Raw genomic sequence first — 19,026 nt, forward strand, 5'->3', positions numbered from 1 at the left:
GGCAGTGCCGGAAATCTACGGCGCTGCCCGCTTTCGTCGCTCCCACTACTTTCAGTCACGTCCCTGCGGAATGTCCGGCTTGCGTCACTCGGATGACCCGGCTACCTGCTCGGACGCGGCCCTATTGATGACGTTGCGCGGAGCTCGCAGGTCGAGGCGCCATCATTCGGCTCCGTTCGAGACCTTTTTCAACTATTGGAGTGACGCCGTGAATGCGCGAAGGGGTGACAGGCGGACCCCGCTCGTCTAGCCTTCACCTCATGCCACTGAAGAGTGCAGGGTGCAGGCGTCGGAGTGGGTGTGCCACCACGAGCGCCCTTCCGACTGTGCCGAACGAGTTGATGAGGTACCCCTGCTCACCCGCGGTCACCGCAGCGATGTCGGTCGGTGATCGTGCGCCGGAGTCAGCCGGCCCGGACGGACAGATCCAGCAGCTGCTGACGCTCCCCCTCGGAGAGTCCGCCCCAGATTCCGTAGGGTTCGTGTACCTCCAGCGCGTGCGCCCTGCAGGCGATCAGGGCGGGGCACTCCTGGCAGACGGCCTTCGCAGTGGCTTCGCGCCGACTCCGGGCCGGGCCCCGTTCGCCCTCCGGGTGGAAGAAGAAGGAACTCGCCATCCCACGGCAGGCAGCATGCAGTTGCCAGTCCCACACGTCGGCATTCGGTCCAGGAAGACGCCTGGTATCGGCCATGGTGCTGTCCACCTCCATCGCTCGCCGCCGTCGACGAACGCGTTGAAGGCAAGCTCGCGGTCAGGTGCTGGCAGAGGCCGGAACCCAGCACGATCTGGTCGCATCCGCATTGATATCGACGCTGCTGTGATCATGACCCTAGGCCCTTCGCCCGGGCGCATCAAGAGCCGATCCGGGATCGTCGAAGATCGAATTCACCCCGCCGGAGCGGCTGGAAGCACGGGTCGCGGCGATCCGGTGCGCCGTGCCGGCGGGCGTATTCCCCCGGTTGGGCGTTCGTCCGTGGTGATGAACGGGTGGACCGGAGGCCCCATCAGAGAATCTGCGTGCGCTCCGTGGTCACGATTGAGCATCAACGAGCCCTTGTGACGTACTCAGAGCTACGTCTCAGCTACACTCCGTCAAAGTTCATCATCTTTGTGTCATGGTTTGGCCTCTGAGATCCATTTTGGGGCGAACGGCGGTACTCGAACGGGTGTTACCCGGTCGGGGCTTTGCAAGATGCTGGTTCCAGACATCGATGTTCGACCGGGCGACATCCCCGTCCGGTCGACGACCGCCGGCGACGCATCGCCGGCGAACACGCGGAAAGAGGTTGGCATGACCAGCGTCCTGATTTGCGATGAGCGCCGTAGTGCCCGGGACGGCTTGAACCGGGTGATGGCCTCCGTGCCGTCCGTCCAGTCGATCGACTGCGTCGGTGGTGGCGACGAGCTGCTCGGCCGGTACGGCCGGGAGGCGGCCGATGTGGTGCTGATCGGGACCCAGCGGGCATTGACCAGTGGTATCGAGGCGACCCGCCGGCTGCTGGCGATCCACCCCTCTGCGGTCGTGATCGTCTTCGGCTCACCTGACGACACGGCCTCCATCGCCGCCGCCATCGCGTGTGGCGCCCGTGGATTCCTTCGATGGGACGCGACGCAACCGGAGATCGTGGCCGCGCTGGCCGACACGCTGACCAGCCCGCGGATTCCTTCGCCGCGCGATGCGGTCGACGGTCAGGCGCAGTTGACCGAGCGTGAGCTGCAGGTGCTCCGGGGGATGAGCCAGGGGCAGTCGAACGGTGAGATCGGAAAGGAACTGTTCCTGTCCGAGGACACCATCAAGACCCACGCACGCCGGCTCTTCCGCAAGCTCGGCGCTCGCGACCGGGCGCAGGCCGTGGCAGTGGGCTTCCGCCGCGGACTCGTGGCCTGAAGAGGGATGTCGCCGGCCGGGCGGCGCAGCTAGGATCAACTCGTCCTGCCCGCTGTTCGGGGCGGCCCTGTAACGGACAGGCCTGTCACAACGATGGATCACGTAGAGGATGCACCTGAAGGCGACGGATTCGAATCCGTCGTCGACAGCGCTGTCCGCGGGGATCGCGGCGCTCTGGGAATCCTGCTGGCTCGAATCCATCCACTCGTCGTGCGGTACTGCCGTTCACGGCTGTCCGCCGGTCACAAGTCCCTGTCGACCGCAGACGATGTCGCGCAGGAGGTGTGCATGGCTGTGGTCACAGCTCTGCCCACGTACCGTCGGGACGGCTGGCCCTTCCTGGCCTTCGTCTACGGCATCGCCGCCCACAAGGTGGTGGACGCCCATCGCGCGGCCGGCCGCTCCAGATCCGTTCCGGTGGCAGACATCCCGGAAACCGTGAGTACCGATCTCGGGCCGGAGCAGAACGCAGTCGCGACCAGTGTGGCCGACACCATGGCGACCCTGCTGGCCACCCTCCCGGTGAATCAGCAGGAGATCCTGCGCCTGCGCGTGGCCGTCGGGTTGTCCGCCGACGAGACCGCCGATGCCCTGGGCATGACGGCCGGGGCGGTCCGCGTGGCCCAGCACCGCGCGCTGACCAAGTTGCGCACGATGCTCGAACACGACATCGGCCTGCTCGAGCAGGTGGTCTGATGGGTCGGCACAGTGCGCCGGAGCCGGCAGCCGGCGCTTCCTCGGTGGTCCGGATGACCCCGGCCCGTCTGTCGCGGTCGCGAGGGGCAGCAGCCGATCCGGTACCGGTCGACCTGGCCGCATCGGGTGCCTTCGTCGATGATCTGACGTTGATCACCGCCGACGACCAGCTCCTGGACTGCATCGCTGCCGGCCAGGGTGATGTCTTCACCATGCCGCAGCAGTTCTCGTCGGGGTTCCCGGCCGGTTCGCTGGCCCCGTTGCTCGCCACCTGGCGGTCGGAGATCGTCGATCCGCAGTGGCCTTCGGTACCCACCGCCGAGCAGGTCCGGAAGGCGGTCAGGGCCGATCGCCAACCCGCCGTCAAGCACACCAGGCGCGCACTGAAGCCGATGCTGGGGGTCGCCGTGGCGATCTCGGCGCTGCTGTTCGGCTCAGCGGCGGTGGGGGCCCAGTCGGCCAAGCCGGGCGATGTGCTCTGGCCGTTGACCAGGGTGCTCGACTCCGATCGTTTCGACAACTACGCGGCCAAGGACGCCGCCGGGAATTCGATCGCCACCGCAAAGTTGGCGCTGAGTTCGGGCAACCCCGCCAGCGCGATCGATGCGCTTTCCGAGGCCCGCGGCGAGATGGAGAAGGTGAGTCTGGCCGAGCTGACCCAGGCGAAGACGTCGCTGGAGCTGGACTACCACAACCTGATGACGAGCGCCTCGGTGGCCAGGACGGCGGCCGTCGAGTCCTCCGCCGCAGTTGTCGCAGCGGCGTCGTCGGCCCTGGCGAACGGAAACGGGACGAAACCCGGTACCACCGGTGTCAGCGCCACCCCTCCCGGGTCCCGGGCTCCGGGGAACGGGCCCGGTCCCTCGTCCGGGACCGCCCCTGATCGGTCCAGCAGCACCGGTTCGCCCGCGTCGGCAGACCCCGGCCGGCCGCCGGTCACGGGCTCGGGTTCCACCGCCCCGGTCACCCGTCCGGCGAACCCGACCGATCCGGCACCCACCCCGACCGGCCCGGGCACGTCCGGCCAGAGCGCCCCGTCGAGTCCGACAGCGCCGGCCACGACCGCTCCGGTCACTCCGTATCCCGGCAGTACCGGCCCGGTCACGACAGCTCCGGGTGCAAGCGGTCCGCCCACTGCTGCCAGCACGGATCCGGTGACGACGGCGGCGTCCACCACGTCCGCGCTCCCGACGCCGACCCCCACTCCGCCCGCTCCCACGCCCGCCGGAGCCAATGCCGCCTCGGTCGCACCAGCCGTCGCCAGCCAGTGACGATCGGCTGCCCGGGTTCCTCGCTCAGCAGATCGTGAACGATGTTCCGGGTGCACGACACGCCTTAGACTGGGCGCAAGGATCGCCAGGAAGGCCTTGCATGTCTGACAGTTTCGCTGCCCCCACCGATGACAAGTTCTCCCTCGTCGGCCTGACCTACGACGACGTGCTGCTGTTGCCGGACGCCTCTGACCTGGTGCCGAGCGAAGCCGACACCACCACCCGGCTGACCCGCAACGTGTCGATCAGGATCCCGCTGGTCTCCAGTGCGATGGACACCGTCACCGAATCCCGGATGGCCATCGCGATGGCCCGTCAGGGTGGCATCGGGGTGTTGCACTACAACATGCAGCCGGAGAACCAGGCCACCCAGGTGGAGATCGTCAAGCGATCAGAGGCCGGCATGGTGACGGATCCGATCACCTGCTCGCCCGACGCCACCATCGGCGAGGCCGACGGCATGTGTGCGATGTTCCGCATCTCCGGTGTCCCGGTGACCGATCCCCAGGGACACCTGGTCGGCATCATCACCAACCGTGACATGCGGTTCGAGGTCGACATGGACCGTCCGGTCAGGGAGGTCATGACGCCGATGCCCCTGGTCACCGCGCCGGTCGGATGTACCGCGGAAGTGGCGCTCGGGCTCCTGCGCAAGCACAAGATCGAGAAGCTCCCCCTGGTCGACGGCGACGGCAAGCTCCGTGGCCTGATCACCGTCAAGGACTTCACCAAGACCGAGCAGTACCCCAACGCCACCAAGGACCGTGACGGGCGCCTGCTGGTGGCGGCCGCCGTCAGCGTGGGCGACGAGGCCCACGTCCGCGCCATGGGCCTCGTCGACGCCGGGGTGGACGTGCTGATCGTCGACACCGCGCACGGTCATTCGCGCGCCGTGGCCGACATGGTCGCCCGGCTGAAGAAGGATCTGGTCGGACGGCATGTGGATGTCGTCGGCGGAAACGTGGCGACCAGAGCCGGGGCGCAGTCCCTGATCGACGCCGGCGCGGACGCCGTCAAGGTCGGTGTGGGGCCGGGCTCGATCTGCACCACCCGCATCGTCACCGGCATCGGCGTACCTCAGGTGACTGCGATCCACGAGGCGGCGAAGGCCTGCCGCCCGGCCGGCATCCCGCTGATCGGTGACGGTGGTCTGCAGTTCTCCGGCGACATCGCCAAGGCGATCGCGGTGGGGGCGGACACGGTCATGCTCGGATCGCTGCTGGCCGGCGTCTCGGAATCGCCGGGCGAGCTGATCTTCGTCAACGGCAAGCAGTACAAGACCTACCGCGGGATGGGGTCGTTGGGGGCCATGCAGTCGCGCGGCGAGGTCAAGGCCTACTCCAAGTCGCGCTACGGCCAGGACGACGTTCTCTCGGACGACAAGTTGGTGCCGGAGGGCATCGAGGGCCGGGTGCCCTACCGCGGAAAGCTCTCCGACGTGACCCACCAGCTGATCGGTGGTCTGCGTGCTGCGATGGGCTACACCGGTTCGCGCACCATCTCCCGTCTGCAGGAGGCCAAGCTGGTGCGGATCACCGCCGCCGGTCTCAAGGAGTCGCACCCGCACGACGTCACGATGACCACCGAGGCCCCGAACTACTTCGACCGGTAGTTTCTCCGTGTCACGGTGTTCCGGTGTTCCCCCGCAGGTGTGGTACCCGATGGGTCGTGGAGGACCGTCGACGGTCCCACATGTGCGCCTCCGTGTCACACCGCAGCCGTCCAGTCCTGAAATCCCTACCTGCATCTGGAGAACAACGTGAACGAGACCGTCGAGATCGGCATGGGCCGGACGGCCCGCCGCACCTACGGGCTGGACGACGTCGCCATCGTGCCGTCGCGCCGTACCCGGTCCTCGTCGCAGGTCTCGACGGCCTGGCAGATCGACGCCTACCGGTTCGAGATCCCGCTGCTCACCGCAGCCTGCGACGCGGTGGTCTCGCCGGCCGTCGCGACGGCGGTCGGCAAGCTCGGCGGTCTGGGCGTGATCGACGGCGAGGGTCTCTGGGCCCGGCACGCCGATCCGCAGAAGGTGATCGACGGGATCGTGGCGCTGGGTCCCGACGCAGACGCCACCGAGGTGCTGGCCGAGCTGCAGGCCGCCTACTCCGTCCCCGTCGACGAGGACCTGCTGGCCGAGGCGATCGGCACCCTGCGCAACGGCGGGTCGACGGTGGCGATCCGGCTCTCCCCGCAGAACGCCGCCGCGCTCGCCCCGAAGGCGATCGCCGCCGGCATCGAGATGCTGATCATCCAGGGCACCATCGTCTCCGCCGAGCACGTCCAGGTCGGTGGCGAGGCGCTCAACCTCAAGTCCTTCATCGCCGACCTGGATGTCCCGGTGATCGTCGGAGGGGCGACCAATTATCAGACCGCCACCCACCTGATGCGGACCGGAGCGGCCGGCATCATCATCGGCACCGGCAGCGGTGCCCATGCGACGACCGCCGACGTACTCGGCATCGCGGTCCCGATGGCCACCGCCATCGCCGACGCCGCCGCCGCGAGGCGCTCCTATCTCGACGAGACCGGCGGCCGCTACGTGCATGTCATCGCCGCCGGTGATCTGCACACGAGCGCCGACATCGCCAAGGCGATCGCCTGCGGTGCCGACGCGGTGATGTTGGGCGAGCCGCTGACCGAGGCCGCGGAGGCACCGGCCGGTGGCTGGTTCTGGCCCACTACGGCCGCCCATCCGGTGCTGCCCCGGGGCTTCGCCGGACCGTGCGGTTTCGCCGACGTGTCCCTGGAGCAGCTCCTGCTGGGGCCGGCGGTCAGTGCCGACGGCACCAGCAACCTGTTCGGCGCCCTGCGCCGCGCAATGGCCAAGGCCGGCTACTCCGACCTGAAGGAGTTCCAGAAGGTCGGCCTCACCGTTCGCGGCTGACCCGCCCGGCCCCGCCCCCGCCCCCCCGGCCCCGCCCCCCCGCCCCGCCCCCCCGCCCCGCCCCCGGCCCGCCCCGCGCTGATCAACTTCCACGGCGCTCATGATCGGGTCCATTTCCGTCACTCCAGTCCCAGAACGGCGACGTTCATGAGCGCAGCGGCGGCGGAGCGGGTCGAAGCCGCACCTGGTCGATACGATCTGCTCCGTGGATCAGGTCGTGGTGGCGCTGGATGTGGGCGGAACGTCGATCAAGGCGGCGCTGATCGACGAGCAGGGCGCGGTGCTGATGGCGACCCGGCGGCCGACCGGCGTCGAACTAGGTCCGGCGGCCGTGGTGGCCGGCATCGTCGATCTCGCCGCCGAACTTGCTGCGCACACCGACTTCACCGTCAGGGCGATCGGGCTCTGCGTCCCGGGCACCGTCGACGCGGCCGCCGGGATCGCCCGCTACGCAGCGAATCTCGGCTGGGTCGATGCCCCGCTCGTCGCGCTGATCCAGGACCGGACCGGGTTGCCCGTCGTGCTCGCCCACGATGTGCGGACCGCCGCGCTGGCCGAGGCCCGTTGCGGCGTGGGAGGCGGCACCGGAACGATGTTCTTCCTCGCGATCGGGACGGGGATCGCCGGAGGGCTGGCCACCGACGGCGTCGTCGATGACGGTGCCACCGGCCTGGCCGGCGAGATCGGGCATCTCGTGGTGCGTCCGGGCGGGCCACCGTGCCACTGCGGGAATCACGGGTGCCTCGAGGCCATCGCCTCGGCGTCCCGCATCTCCTCCCGGTACGCCGCACTGACGGCTGCGTCGCCGGTCTCGGCGCGCGAGATCGCCGATCGTGTGGGCACCGGAGAAACTGCAGCGCAAAAGATCTGGAGCGAAGCGGTAGATGCTCTCGCTGATGCGCTGGCCGCGGCCACGGTACTGATGGACCCGGGCCGATTCGTCATCGGGGGTGGGTTGTCGCTGGCCGGTCATCTCCTGACCGATCCACTCGAGATCGCCCTGGCGCAGCGCCTGACCTTCCGTCCGGCGCCGCCGATCTCGCTGAGCGTGCTCGGTGACGAGGCCGGCGTGCTCGGAGCCGCCCTCCGTGCGTGGGACCACCTCGACACCGCAGGGAAACGATGACCGGCCTGCGCCTGACGGGCGGACGCGTGGTGACGCCTGACGGCGTCCTGGAATCCGGCACGGTCGTCGTGGACGGTGGCCGCATCGTGTCGGTCGGGGCCGGGCCGGACCAGGGGGGCGGCGATGTCGTCGTCCAGACCTACGATCTGGCCGGCCTTCTGGTGCTGCCCGGCTTCATCGACCTGCACGTGCACGGCGGCGGGGGAGCGACCTTCGACGAAGGCGCGGCGTCGATCGCGACGGGCCTGGCCACCCACCGGGCCAACGGCACCACCCGTTCCCTGGTCTCACTGGTGACGGCCCCGGCCGGTCAGATGGCGGCCACCATCGCCGTCGCGGCGGCCTACGCGGCGACGGATCCGGGCGTGCTCGGGCTGCACCTGGAGGGCCCCTTCCTCTCGGTGGACCGTCGGGGGGTGCACGATCCCGCGTCGCTGTTGATGCCCGATCCGCTTTTGCTGCAACGCTTTCTCGATGCGGGGGCCGGGTCGGTCAGGGTGGTCACCGTCGCACCCGAGCTCCCCGGCGGCCTCGACCTGGTGCGCCAACTCGTCGCGGACGGCGTTCATGCTGCGGTCGGCCACTCCGATGCCGGCTACGACGTTGCGCTGCAGGCCTTCCGGGTCGGAGCGGACCTCGTCACGCACGCCTTCAACGGAATGCGTCCGCTGCACCACCGGGATCCGGCGATCATCGGTGCGGCGATGGACGCCGGGGTGGTGCTGGAGGCGATCAACGACGGCGTGCACCTACATGACGCGACCGTCCGGTTGCTGCGGTCGATCGCGCCCGGCCGCATCGCGCTGATCACCGACGCCATGGGGGCGACCTGCGCCGCGGACGGCCAGTACCGGCTGGGCGCGTTCGACGTGCAGGTGACGGGCGGCGAGGCGCGTCTGGCGAACGGCACCATCGCGGGATCGACCCTGACCATGGGGGCGGCGGTGAAGCGGGCGGTGCAGCAGGTGGGGATGTCTCTCGTCGAGGCGGCCAGCGCCGCCTCACTGGTGCCGGCCACGTTGTTGGGGGTGGCGGATCGGTTCGGCTCCCTCCGACCCGGCCGAGCCGCCGACCTGGTCGTCACCGACGCCGATCTGAACATCCGCGCCGTCATGATCTCCGGCGAATGGAACGACGACCGCCGCCCCTGACGCCGGGATGCCCGGATACGCGCGGACGTCCTGCACAGTGCGGCCTATAGGCCGCACTGTGCAGGACGTTGCGGGTTGGGGGTGCGGGCCGCTGTCAGTCGATGAAGCGAACTGCTGCCGTCGCGGTGAGCGCCGGCGTCAGGTCGTCGAGCAGTTGCCAGCTTACGCTGCCGGCACCGGCCACCAGTCCGGTGGTTCCGATCTGCAACTCGAGCGTGACCGTCTGCCCCGGCGCCAGCGAGGCGGGTAGCCCGGCGCAGTTGAGCCGGCCGCTCGATGCCACGACGACCGGCGTCTTCCAGGGAACCACCTGGGCGCTCTGGACGAACCGGGGGCAGCCGGCCAGTGATACGGAGGTCCGGGTGGGGTTCGTCAGCGTCGCGGTGTAAGCCAGCGGTCGACCGAGCGCCGCGGTGGCCGGCACCCGCACCGACGCGCTGAGTGATCCCAGGCTCCCAGGTCTGACGACGGTTTCCCATTGGCCGAAGGCAGTGGAGCGCCACGGGCCGAGGTTTGACGGATCGTGCGGATCCGGGGGGATGGCGACGCCCTCGAGCGAGACCCGTGGGCTGTTCCGGCCATCGCCGATGGGAACTGCCAGCCAGACGGGCGTCGCCGCCTTGCCCCGGACCGCGGCCCAGGACACGGTTCCGAACGTCAGGTCGCCCGGTTGGACCAGGAGCGTCGCCGGGAAGAAGGCGGGACCGGCCGGAGACGCGTCGATCGGCAACGGTTCGCCCCTCGCGTCGACCAGGGACCCGACGAAGTAGCCGCGCTGGAGCGCGCAGGCCGACCGACCGGTCGACCGGAGAACGATGGCGGTCGACAGCCATCCGTCATCGCGCGGAACGGTCCGACTCGAGACGACCTGGAAGTCAGCCCCTTGGCACGAACGGGTCCCGGCAGATGCACCCAGCGGCGTCGGCGTGGCGACCGTTGCGACCGGGGTCAGCCTCCCGGTCGACCCTGGCACGGCGGAGGTCCAGGTCGCCGTGGTGGCCGGATCGGTCGTGCGTGCGGGTGTTGAGGTAGCCGGCGTGGTGGACGCCACCGGCCCGGTCGATGCAGCGGGAGGTGGCGCAGTTGCCGGGTCGGTTGCGTGGTGCCGAGTCACCCAGACACCCCCACCGACGAGCAGGGCAACGGCGGCCGCCGCCGCCACCAGCGGCACCATCCGCCGCGGCCGTGTCGTTCCGCCCGCGAACCGCAGGGCGTCACAGAGAGGAAGATCGTCCTCCTCCGGATGCTCGGCATTCCACCGCGCCGCGTAGTCCTGGAGACGATCGTCAATGGGTTCGGTCATCGGAACTCTGTTCCCAACTCGTCATGCAGACGTGCCCGGGCCTGGGAGAGCGTGGCCTTCACGGTGCCGACCGAACAAGTCATCGTGGCCGCGACCTCGGCCACCGGCAGTCCCAGGAAGTAGTAGAGCTCCACGGCAAGTCGTTGTCGTGCAGCCAGGGTGGCAATCGCCCGCTCGAGGTCGATGTCGGCCGGGTGGTCGGCCAGAGCGGCGTCGTCCAGCGGCGACCTCGTCGGGATGGGCAGGCGACGTCGCTGGAGCTTGCGAGCCTGGTCGGCCACGATGGCCAGCAGCCATGACGGAGGAGTGCCTCGCGTCGCGTCGTAGGAGGACCACTTCCGCCAGGCGGCGGCGAGCGATTCCTGGATGACGTCGTCGCGATCTGATGCCCCACTCATCCGCAACGCGAGCCGGCGCATCGCCGGCAGATGGGGCGTCACCCACTCGGTGAAGTCGCCGGCGCCGATCGCACGCTTCACCGGCTTCGCCCCCGTCAGTGTGGTCTCCACACCTTGTCTACCCCGCCCTGATCCGTTTGGTTGAGTGCCTGCTGAGCTCGGGCACCGCGGACGTCCTGCAGAGTGCGGCCTATAGGCCGCACTCTGCAGGACGCTGCGGGTGCCGGGCGCTGCGGGTGCCGGGCCTCGCGGGTGCCGGACGCTACGGGTTCCGGGTACCGGCGCGGCGGTCCCGCTTCGGGCGTCGAAGACCGGCGGAAGTGATGCGGCGTAGGAGTTCCCGGCTGTCGACGGGCACGGCCCCGGCCGAGACGAGCAGATCGTAGCGTTCTTGCGGAACGTCGTAGTGGTCGTGGTCGAAGCCGCGTTCCGGGAGACCCTGCGACGAAGCGAACGAGTGGAGTTCCGCGTAGGACGCGTCACTGACCAGGTGCGCCCACAACCGGCCGTGGGCGGGCCAGCGCGGCGGGTCGATCAGGATGGTCATACCGACCGATTCTGCCCTGCCCCGCTCGCGCGATCGCTCACCAGCCAGGCCGGGAAGGTCCGGCCCCGACGCATCGGCCCTCGGTGTGACAGATCCGACAGCTAAAACGGATCATTGTGTCCCGTTTCACCGGATAGTTCGTGCTTGAAACGGATTAGCAAGCTCCCTTTTTTGACAGGAGACCCCGATGACCAGCACCCAGATCGACCGTTCGTCTCTGATGAAGACGAGCGAGAACCCGCACCACGACCGACGTTGGCTGATCCTGGTCGTCCTGGGCATCGCGCAGTTGATGGTGGTGCTCGACGGCACGGTGGTGAACATCGCCCTGCCCTCCGCCCAGCACGCCCTCGGATTCTCCGACGGCAACCGGCAGTGGATCGTCACCGCGTATTCACTGGCCTTCGGAAGCCTGCTGCTGCTCGGTGGGCGACTCGCAGACCTGTTGGGGCGCAAACGGATGTTCCTGATCGGACTGGTCGGGTTCGCCCTCGCGTCGGCCGTGGGTGGTGCGGCAGACGGGTTCGGCATGCTGGTCACCGCCCGCGCTGTGCAGGGAGCATTCGGTGCCATGTTGGCCCCCGCCGCGCTCTCGCTGCTGACCACCACGTTCACCCACCCCAGGGAACGGGCCAAGGCCTTCGGCGTCTACGGCGCGATCGCCGGCGGCGGCGCGGCCGTCGGACTGCTGCTCGGCGGGGTGCTGACCGAGTACCTGTCGTGGCGCTGGTGCATGTACATCAACCTGATCTTCGCTGCTGCGGCCTTCGTCGGCGGCATGGCGTGGTTGCAGAACCAGCGCGCCGAGCACCGTCCGAAGCTCGACATCCCCGGGCATCGGCACGGTGTCAGCCGGACTGTTCTCCCTGGTCTACGGCTTCTCTCATGCCGAGATCGGCGGCTGGGCCAGTGCCACCACGGTCGGGTTCCTGATCGCCGGGGTCGTGCTGCTCGGTGCCTTCCTGGCCATCCAGACCCGCAGCCCCCACCCGCTGCTGCCGCTCCGCATCCTGACGGACCGGAATCGCGGTGGTTCCTACCTGGCCATCTTCGTGGTGGGCATCGGGATGTTCGGTGTCTTCCTCTTCCTCACCTACTACCTGCAGGCCTCGCTGGGGTACAGCGCCGTGCTGACCGGTGTGTCGTTCCTGCCGATGACGGCCGGCATCATGTTGTCCTCGACCGTCGGCAGCTCCTTCCTGGCCACCAGGGTCGGTCCACGCTGGATCATCGGCTCCGGCATGCTGATCGCCGCGGTCGGGATGGCGTTGCTCACCGAGATCGGGCTGACGTCCGACTTCGCGCTGCACGTACTCCCGGGCACGGTGGTGATGGGCGTCGGAATCGGTCTGGTCTTCTCCAGCGCGATGAGCCTGGCCACCGCGGGGGTACACACCGAGGACGCCGGCGTCACCTCCGCGATGGTGAACACCAGCCAGCAGATCGGCGGATCCATCGGCACTGCGCTGCTCAACACGCTCGCCGCGAGCGCCGTCACCAGCTATCTCGTCAGCCACGCGGCCGAGGGGAAGGGCGCCGCCGCGACCGCCGCGCTGCACGGCTACACCACCGCCTTCTGGTGGGCTGCGGGTATCTTCGCCGCAGGAGGGGTGCTCTGCGCCATCATCCTGCGGCCCGAGGTCCCGGTGATGGATCCGGACGTCGAGATCGTCCACGTGTAGACCTGTGTGGTGGCCGGCAATCCGGTGGTCGGCCGTCCGGTGGTCGGCCGTCCGGTGTGGTCGGCACGGTGGCGACAGGCAAGGAAGCCTCGAGAGGAATGGCGATGAACAGCAGCAGCGCGACTGCCGATCAGGCTCCGGCGAGGGCCGTGCGCAAGGACGTCGCGCGCAACCGCGAGCTGCTGCTGACTGCCGCCGACGAGGTGTTCGCCGAGCGCGGCGCCGACGTCACGCTCGACGAGGTCGCCCGGCAGGCCGGCGTCGGAGTGGCGACGGCCTATCGCCACTTCGACAGCAAGCAGGCGTTGCTCCGAGCCCTGTTCGAGAACCGGATCGAGCAGGTGACCGAGCACATGCGCCGGGCCGAACTGCTCCCGGACCCCCGTCAGGCCCTGGAAACCTTCCTCTACCAGGCCTGCGAACTCCAGGCCAGGGACCGGGGCATGCGCGAGTTGGTGCATGCCAACCACGGGATGCCGGGTGCGACCGCCTTCCGGGAGCGCCTGGAGCCCATCGCGAATCGGATCGTCGAACGGGCCAGGGCGGCCGGCGTGCTCCGGCCGGAGTTCACCGCCGCCGACATCCCGATCCTGCTCGTCACGATCGGTGGCGTCAGCGACTACGCCGGACCGCTGGCTCCCGACCTCTGGCGTCGTTACCTGGACTTCTTGATGGACGGCGTGTTCGCCGAGGACATCCCCCGACGCCGCATCACGGTGCCACCGCTCGCACCGGAGCAGATCGACCTGGCGATGGACCGGTGGCACCGTCCGCGTTCGCGTTCCGCAGGATCGGATACAGTTCTGCCGAGCTGACCGACGACGGTGGCTAGGGTTCCGCTCTGGAGGTTCAGAGGCTGGTCCGAGCGCCACAAGCACTCGCGGTGAGGTTGCCGCGGGCGTCACACCTCCGGGACAAAAGCCCAGGGAGGGACCGGTTCGCACACGCCAGCACCATCCGTGTGCCGACACCGGCCCTACCCGAAAGGCAGCACCGTGACAGCGTCCGCGACACCACCGCCGCCCGTCAACGACCTCGAGGCCCATCCCGTGTTGGTGGTGGACTTCGGTGCCCAGTACGCCCAGTTGATCGCCCGCCGGGTCCGGGAGGCGGCCGTCTACTCCGAGATCGTGCCGTCGTCGATGTCCGCGGCGGACATGCTGGCCAGGTCACCGGCCGCCATCATCCTGTCGGGCGGCCCGTCGAGCGTCTACGCCGAGAACGCACCGGGGCTGGACGTCGACCTCTTCACTTCTGGGGTCCCGATCTTCGGGATCTGCTACGGATTCCAGGTGATGGCCACCGCGCTGGGGGGCCGGGTCGACAAGACCGGACGCCGAGAGTACGGCGCCACCCAGCTGACGGTCACCGACCCCGGATCGTCACTGCTGCAGGGGCTTCCGGAGACGCTCGGGGTCTGGATGAGCCACGGCGACTCGGTGGCCGTTGCGCCGCCTGGGTTCGCCGTCATCGCGTCCACTGCCGACACCCCGATCGCCGCCTTCGAGAACATCGACCGTCGTCTGGCCGGCGTGCAGTACCACCCCGAGGTGCTGCACTCCGAACAGGGCCAGGAGGTGCTGCGCCGGTTCCTGCACCAGGTGGCCGGCATCTCCCCCGACTGGACCGCCACCGAGATCCTCACCGAACAGGTGGAGCTGATCAGGGCCAAGGTCGGATCCGACAAGGTCATCTGCGGGCTCTCCGGCGGCGTCGACTCCGCGGTGGCGGCCGCTCTGGTGCACCGGGCCGTCGGTGATCAGTTGACCTGCGTGTTCGTAGACCACGGACTGCTCCGCAGGGGCGAGCGCGAGCAGGTCGAGAAGGACTACGTCGCAGCCACCGGGATCAAGCTCATCACCATCGATGCCTCCGAGCGATTCCTCGGCGCGCTGGCCGGCGTCTCGGACCCGGAGACGAAACGCAAGATCATCGGCCGCGAGTTCATCCGGGTGTTCGAGCAGGCCGCCGCCCAGGTGTCCGCCGAGGAGGGCGGGGTCAAGTACCTGGTGCAGGGCACCCTCTACCCGGACGTCGTGGAGTCCGGCGGCGGCACCGGAACGGCGACGATCAAGTCCCATCACAATGTCGGTGGCCTGCCGGATGACCTGATGTTCTCGCTGGTCGAGCCCCTGCGGACGCTGTTCAAGGACGAGGTGCGGCTGCTCGGACACGAGCTGGGCCTGCCCGCCGCAATCGTCGGTCGGCACCCGTTCCCAGGCCCCGGACTGGGGATCCGGATCATCGGCGAGGTGACCTTCGATCGCCTGGAGATCCTGCGGGCGGCCGATGCCATCGTCCGCGAGGAGATGACGGCGGCCGGTGTCGACGGCGAGATCTGGCAGTGCCCGGTCGTCCTGTTGGCGGATGTCCGCAGCGTCGGCGTCCAGGGTGACGGCCGTACCTACGGTCATCCGATCGTGCTGCGCCCGGTGTCCAGCGAGGACGCGATGACGGCCGACTGGTCACGGTTGCCCTACGACCTGCTCGCGAAGATCTCCGGACGGATCACCGGCGAGGTGCCGGAGGTCAACCGGGTGGTGCTGGATGTGACGAGCAAGCCGCCGGGGACCATCGAGTGGGAATAGCCGCCGGCCGCGCTGCGCGAGGGTCCGACGGCCGGGGGAGCATCTGGTTGCTGGTCACTCTGGGCGCACTGTCGGCGTTCGGCCCCCTGTGCATGGACATGTACCTGCCGTCCCTGCCGGAGTTGTCGGTCTCGTTGTCCTCGACCGCGGGCGCGGCCCAGCTCTCGCTGTCCGCCTGCATCGTCGGGCTGGGGGTCGGTCAACTGGTGGTCGGGCCGTTCTCGGACCGGCTCGGCCGCCGCGGGCCGTTGCTCGTCGGGCTGACGCTGTTCATCCTGACGTCGGCGCTGTGCGCGGTGACGACGTCGATGACGCTGCTGATCGTGTTGCGGCTACTGCAGGGTGCGGCCGGTGCCGCCGGGATCGTTCTGTGCCGGGCCATTGTCGCGGACCGGTTTGCGGGAAAGGCCGCTGCCTCGTACTTCTCCACCATCGCGGCGATCAACGGGCTGGCCCCGATCATGGCGCCGGTGTTCGGCGCCCAGATCCTGCGGGTCGGTACCTGGCGGACGGTGTTCTGGGTGCTGACCGCCGTCGGCGTCGTCCTGGTGGTGCTGACCCTGCTGTTCGTCCGTGAGTCGCTCCCGCCCGAGAAGCGTTCCTCCGCAGGCATTTCCGGGACCGCCCGGGTCTTCGGGCAATTGTTGGCGGACCGGGCGTTCCTCGGTTACGTCATCGCCGGGGCGATGGTGTCGGCGGCGATGTTCGGGTACATCTCGGCCTCGCCGTTCCTGCTGCAGGACGGGTTCCACCTCTCGCCCCAGGTGTTCTCGTTCTGCTTCGCCGCCAACGCCTTCGGCATCGTCGCGATGAGCACGCTGAGCCGATACCTGTTGCTACGTCACAGCTCCGTGGCCCTGCTGAAATGGGGGGTGGGGCAGTGCCTGTTCGGGACGGCCATGCTCACGACGGTGTTGCTGTCCGGGATGGGGCTGGCCCCGATCCTGGTGTCGCTGTTCGTCATGGTGTCCTCGGCCGGATTCGCCCTGCCGCACTCCTCGGTGCTGGCCATGGATCTGCACCGGAACATCGCCGGGGCGGCGTCGGCCCTGTTCGGGGCCTTCCAGTTCGCCCTCGGTGCGGTGACCTCCCGGCTGGTGGGGTTCGGCGACCGGACCGCCGGAACCGCCCTGGCCTTCACCGCCCTCGGCGCAGCTCTGATCGCGGTCGCCGCGCTGTGGATGGCCGTGCGTTCCACCTCCCGGGCCGGTGTCGTCCGGACGAGAGCATCAGCCTGACCTGGTAGCGCTCGTCGCACCGTCGGATGCTCGTAGCACCGTCGGCGCGCTCGTCTGACGCTCGAGCGTCATACGAGGTGGTCGGGAGTCATACGAGCCGGCGCTTCAGACCCGTGAGCGCCCAGAGCGCCCGTGCGCGAACGCAAATGGCCCGGACGCCCTCGTGTCCGGACCATTTGCGAGACTGGATCCCCCAGCCTGGTGGTGCCGTCGAAGGGAATCGAACCCTTCGCATCGCCCGTGCTCGACTGCCGCGCCACAAGGGCGCCGTCTGCCGATGGAAACCACCTACGCATCCAGGGCCGGCGTCCCATCTTAACAGCTGGATGAAGGCCGTCATTCCCACGGCTCAGGGGCGACGACGGCCGGGAAGGGCGGTGGCCAGCAACCCGAGGCCGATCAGCGCGACGACCCCGGCAACGATCCACTTCGCCCCGGCGTCGAACAACCACCAGGGGTTCCCGGTCAGGCCCACCGATGCCACCACGAGGAAGAACACGGACATCGCCACGCCGATGACGTTCACCCCGCGGCGGGCCGGAGCAGTGGTGTCAGGCACCCGTGATCACCTCCGCCACACCGGCGCTGACCTCGACCGTGACGTTCAACGTGCCGGATTTGTCGGCGCCGGGGCCGCCCGTGTTGGTGGCTTCCGCCCTGACGCCATCGTCCGGCCGGCCGAGGCAGTCCACGTGGCCGACGTGCGCAGTGCACGTCGCGTTGACGTTCATGCTCTTCGGCACGATGACGACGGCGTGGCCGCCGTTGAGATCGACGGTCACCGTCTTGTCGGCGCCCCGGGAAATCCTGATCTTGGACAGGTCCACCGTGAGCTGCCCGGCGTTGGCCGAGTACTGCGTGCTCTGTGGCAAGGACGTCGGCGTCACCGTGCTCACCCCGTAGCCGTTCGTTCCGCTGATGCCAGTCACGGCCAGGGCCATCGTGACCAGGGACAGGAAGATTCCTGGCCCGATCAGCGAGTACCCCCGACCCCGCAGGGCGGAGACCAGCAGGCCCAGAGCCAGGACGCCCAGGGCGAGGCCCGACACCTGGGCCCAGGTCAGGGCCCACCAGCCGGCGAAGACGCCGGTGGTCGTTACTGCGCCGACCAACAGTGTTGCGCCGAGCGCCACCCTTGCGATCGTTCCGCCGCGTCCGGACACCTCGGTCGACGGCGGGGCGAGCGGCGTCGGTTCGGGGAGATCCCAGGCGAACGGAGCGACCCCCAACGGGTCCCAGGCGGGCGGGGTGGTGCGCGCGAAGGAGCCGCCGTGCTGGTCGTCGAACGGATCGCGGGCGCTGTCCCGAGCCGGAGCGGGCGTCGACGGCTTCGTCAGGTCGACAGCATCGGCCGGTCTGGAGGGCGAGCCCTCGACCCTGGTGGAGGCCACCGGCTCATCCCAGAAAGCCGGTTGCTCGAACGGCGACCTGCCACCGGTGGGGGCACCCCAACCCTGCCCGCCGGCCCAGGCGCCGCGACCGCGGGGTCCGTATCCGGAAGCACCCCAGCGGGCGGCGCGGCCGGCTCGTCTGGCCTGCTCGCCGGCGAACCTGGCCTGTTCGGCCCACTGTTGTGCCTGCTCGGTGGCGCGGCGGACCCGCTCGTCCGTGCGCCGGGTCCAGTCGTTCTGATGGTCGATGCCACGGTCTGCCGGCCACTGGTAGCCCTGTTTCCAGTCACGGTGACGCAGCCGCCCGCGCTTGCGCATGATTGTCAGGACGATAGCGCCGCCGATGGCCAGGGGCAGGAACGGCAGACCCCAGGAGAACGTGGAGAAGGTGGCGATGACGGCGACCGCCCCCAGCCCGACGGCCAGCGCGGGTGGAACCGAGGAACGGCCCCGTCCCAGCAGCGCCTCGGCGGCCGAGACCTCGTCACCGTCGGCCGGCAGCAGCAGCCACCCGAGGACGTACAGCAACCCGCCGAACCCGCCGAAGATCGTCAGGATGACGAAGGCGACCCGGATCAGGACGGGGTCGACGCCGAAGGCCCGACCGAGACCGCCCGCCACTCCGGCGATCTTGCGGTCGCCGGTCGAACGCCGCGGCCGCCGGATCCATCGGTCGTTGCGCGAACGAAGGTTGTCGGGCTCCTGGGTGTCGGCCGCGCCGGTGCCGTGATTCCACTGATCGGTCATGTGGGCAACTCTGCCGTTGGTGCGGCCGGCGCACCATCGGGGATCACCCTGGTTTCCCGCGCTCAGGGTCATCCCCCATACCCGCTGGCGGCCGGACGTGTGACCCTGAAGT

Annotated in this window: 16 protein-coding genes and 1 pseudogene; 11 read left to right on the forward strand and 6 right to left on the reverse strand. The window is 69.3% G+C overall.

The window, feature by feature from the left end:
• Positions 1-404: 404 nt before the first annotated feature.
• A complete protein-coding gene (locus H7F38_RS10465; protein WP_187093995.1) occupies positions 405-692 on the reverse strand; it encodes a WhiB family transcriptional regulator in 288 nt (95 codons plus the stop codon).
• 600 nt (positions 693-1,292) lie between these two features.
• Between H7F38_RS10465 and H7F38_RS10470 the strand changes: the two genes are divergently transcribed.
• From H7F38_RS10470 to nagA, 7 genes are all read left to right on the forward strand, one after another.
• Positions 1,293-1,889: a response regulator transcription factor gene (locus H7F38_RS10470; protein WP_187093996.1), complete on the forward strand. Its 597-nt coding sequence runs from the start codon at positions 1,293-1,295 to the stop codon at positions 1,887-1,889.
• A 93-nt stretch (positions 1,890-1,982) separates the two neighbouring features.
• Positions 1,983-2,585 carry a sigma-70 family RNA polymerase sigma factor gene (locus H7F38_RS10475; protein WP_187093997.1) on the forward strand — a complete coding sequence of 201 codons (603 nt, stop codon included), beginning with the start codon at positions 1,983-1,985 and terminating at the stop codon, positions 2,583-2,585.
• The gene (locus tag H7F38_RS10480; protein WP_187093998.1) at positions 2,585-3,856 is read left to right on the forward strand and encodes a hypothetical protein; all 1,272 of its coding nucleotides are present in this window, start codon (positions 2,585-2,587) and stop codon (positions 3,854-3,856) included. Before H7F38_RS10475 ends, H7F38_RS10480 begins: the two co-directional genes overlap by 1 nt.
• A gap of 100 nt (positions 3,857-3,956) precedes the next feature.
• A complete protein-coding gene (guaB, locus tag H7F38_RS10485) occupies positions 3,957-5,468 on the forward strand; it encodes an IMP dehydrogenase (RefSeq protein WP_187093999.1) in 1,512 nt (503 codons plus the stop codon).
• A gap of 147 nt (positions 5,469-5,615) precedes the next feature.
• Positions 5,616-6,743: a GuaB3 family IMP dehydrogenase-related protein gene (locus tag H7F38_RS10490; RefSeq protein ID WP_187094000.1), complete on the forward strand. Its 1,128-nt coding sequence runs from the start codon at positions 5,616-5,618 to the stop codon at positions 6,741-6,743.
• A gap of 205 nt (positions 6,744-6,948) precedes the next feature.
• The gene (locus H7F38_RS10495; RefSeq protein WP_222618581.1) at positions 6,949-7,869 is read left to right on the forward strand and encodes an ROK family protein; all 921 of its coding nucleotides are present in this window, start codon (positions 6,949-6,951) and stop codon (positions 7,867-7,869) included.
• Entirely contained in the window at positions 7,866-9,020 is a 1,155-nt protein-coding gene (gene nagA / locus H7F38_RS10500; protein ID WP_187094001.1) for an N-acetylglucosamine-6-phosphate deacetylase, read from the forward strand. The genes H7F38_RS10495 and nagA overlap by 4 nt, the downstream gene beginning before the upstream one ends.
• Before the next feature lie 94 nt (positions 9,021-9,114).
• Here the strand turns inward: nagA and H7F38_RS10505 are convergent, their stop codons facing one another.
• From H7F38_RS10505 to H7F38_RS10515, 3 genes are all read right to left on the reverse strand, one after another.
• Complete coding sequence (locus tag H7F38_RS10505) at positions 9,115-10,323, reverse strand: hypothetical protein (protein ID WP_187094002.1); 1,209 nt, start codon at positions 10,321-10,323, stop codon at positions 9,115-9,117.
• Positions 10,320-10,832, reverse strand: a complete 513-nt coding sequence (locus tag H7F38_RS10510; protein WP_222618582.1) for an RNA polymerase sigma factor — start codon at positions 10,830-10,832, stop codon at positions 10,320-10,322. The genes H7F38_RS10505 and H7F38_RS10510 overlap by 4 nt, the downstream gene beginning before the upstream one ends.
• A gap of 151 nt (positions 10,833-10,983) precedes the next feature.
• Positions 10,984-11,268, reverse strand: a complete 285-nt coding sequence (locus H7F38_RS10515) for a DUF4031 domain-containing protein (RefSeq protein WP_187094003.1) — start codon at positions 11,266-11,268, stop codon at positions 10,984-10,986.
• Between the two features lie 220 nt (positions 11,269-11,488).
• Here H7F38_RS10515 and H7F38_RS26635 point away from each other — a divergent pair.
• The 4 genes and pseudogenes from H7F38_RS26635 to H7F38_RS10535 all read left to right on the forward strand — a co-directional run bounded on the left by H7F38_RS26635 (position 11,489) and on the right by H7F38_RS10535 (position 16,776).
• Positions 11,489-12,950, forward strand: a pseudogene (locus H7F38_RS26635) (MFS transporter).
• Positions 12,951-13,054: 104 nt separating this feature from the next.
• Positions 13,055-13,765, forward strand: a complete 711-nt coding sequence (locus H7F38_RS10525) for a TetR/AcrR family transcriptional regulator (RefSeq protein ID WP_187094004.1) — start codon at positions 13,055-13,057, stop codon at positions 13,763-13,765.
• A gap of 180 nt (positions 13,766-13,945) precedes the next feature.
• Positions 13,946-15,538 carry a glutamine-hydrolyzing GMP synthase gene (gene guaA / locus H7F38_RS10530; protein ID WP_255498325.1) on the forward strand — a complete coding sequence of 531 codons (1,593 nt, stop codon included), beginning with the start codon at positions 13,946-13,948 and terminating at the stop codon, positions 15,536-15,538.
• 47 nt (positions 15,539-15,585) lie between these two features.
• On the forward strand, positions 15,586-16,776 hold the full coding sequence (locus H7F38_RS10535) for a multidrug effflux MFS transporter (RefSeq protein WP_255498326.1): 1,191 nt from the start codon (positions 15,586-15,588) through the stop codon (positions 16,774-16,776).
• A gap of 349 nt (positions 16,777-17,125) precedes the next feature.
• On the opposite strand, the gene H7F38_RS10540 is transcribed toward H7F38_RS10535, so the two are convergent.
• Entirely contained in the window at positions 17,126-17,335 is a 210-nt protein-coding gene (locus tag H7F38_RS10540) for a hypothetical protein (RefSeq protein WP_187094005.1), read from the reverse strand.
• On the reverse strand, positions 17,328-18,914 hold the full coding sequence (locus H7F38_RS10545; protein WP_187094006.1) for a PspC domain-containing protein: 1,587 nt from the start codon (positions 18,912-18,914) through the stop codon (positions 17,328-17,330). The genes H7F38_RS10540 and H7F38_RS10545 overlap by 8 nt, the downstream gene beginning before the upstream one ends.
• Positions 18,915-19,026 lie beyond the last annotated feature (112 nt).

This window comes from Nakamurella sp. PAMC28650 (assembly GCF_014303395.1).
In the GTDB taxonomy this organism is placed as follows: Bacteria; Actinomycetota; Actinomycetes; order Mycobacteriales; family Nakamurellaceae; genus Nakamurella.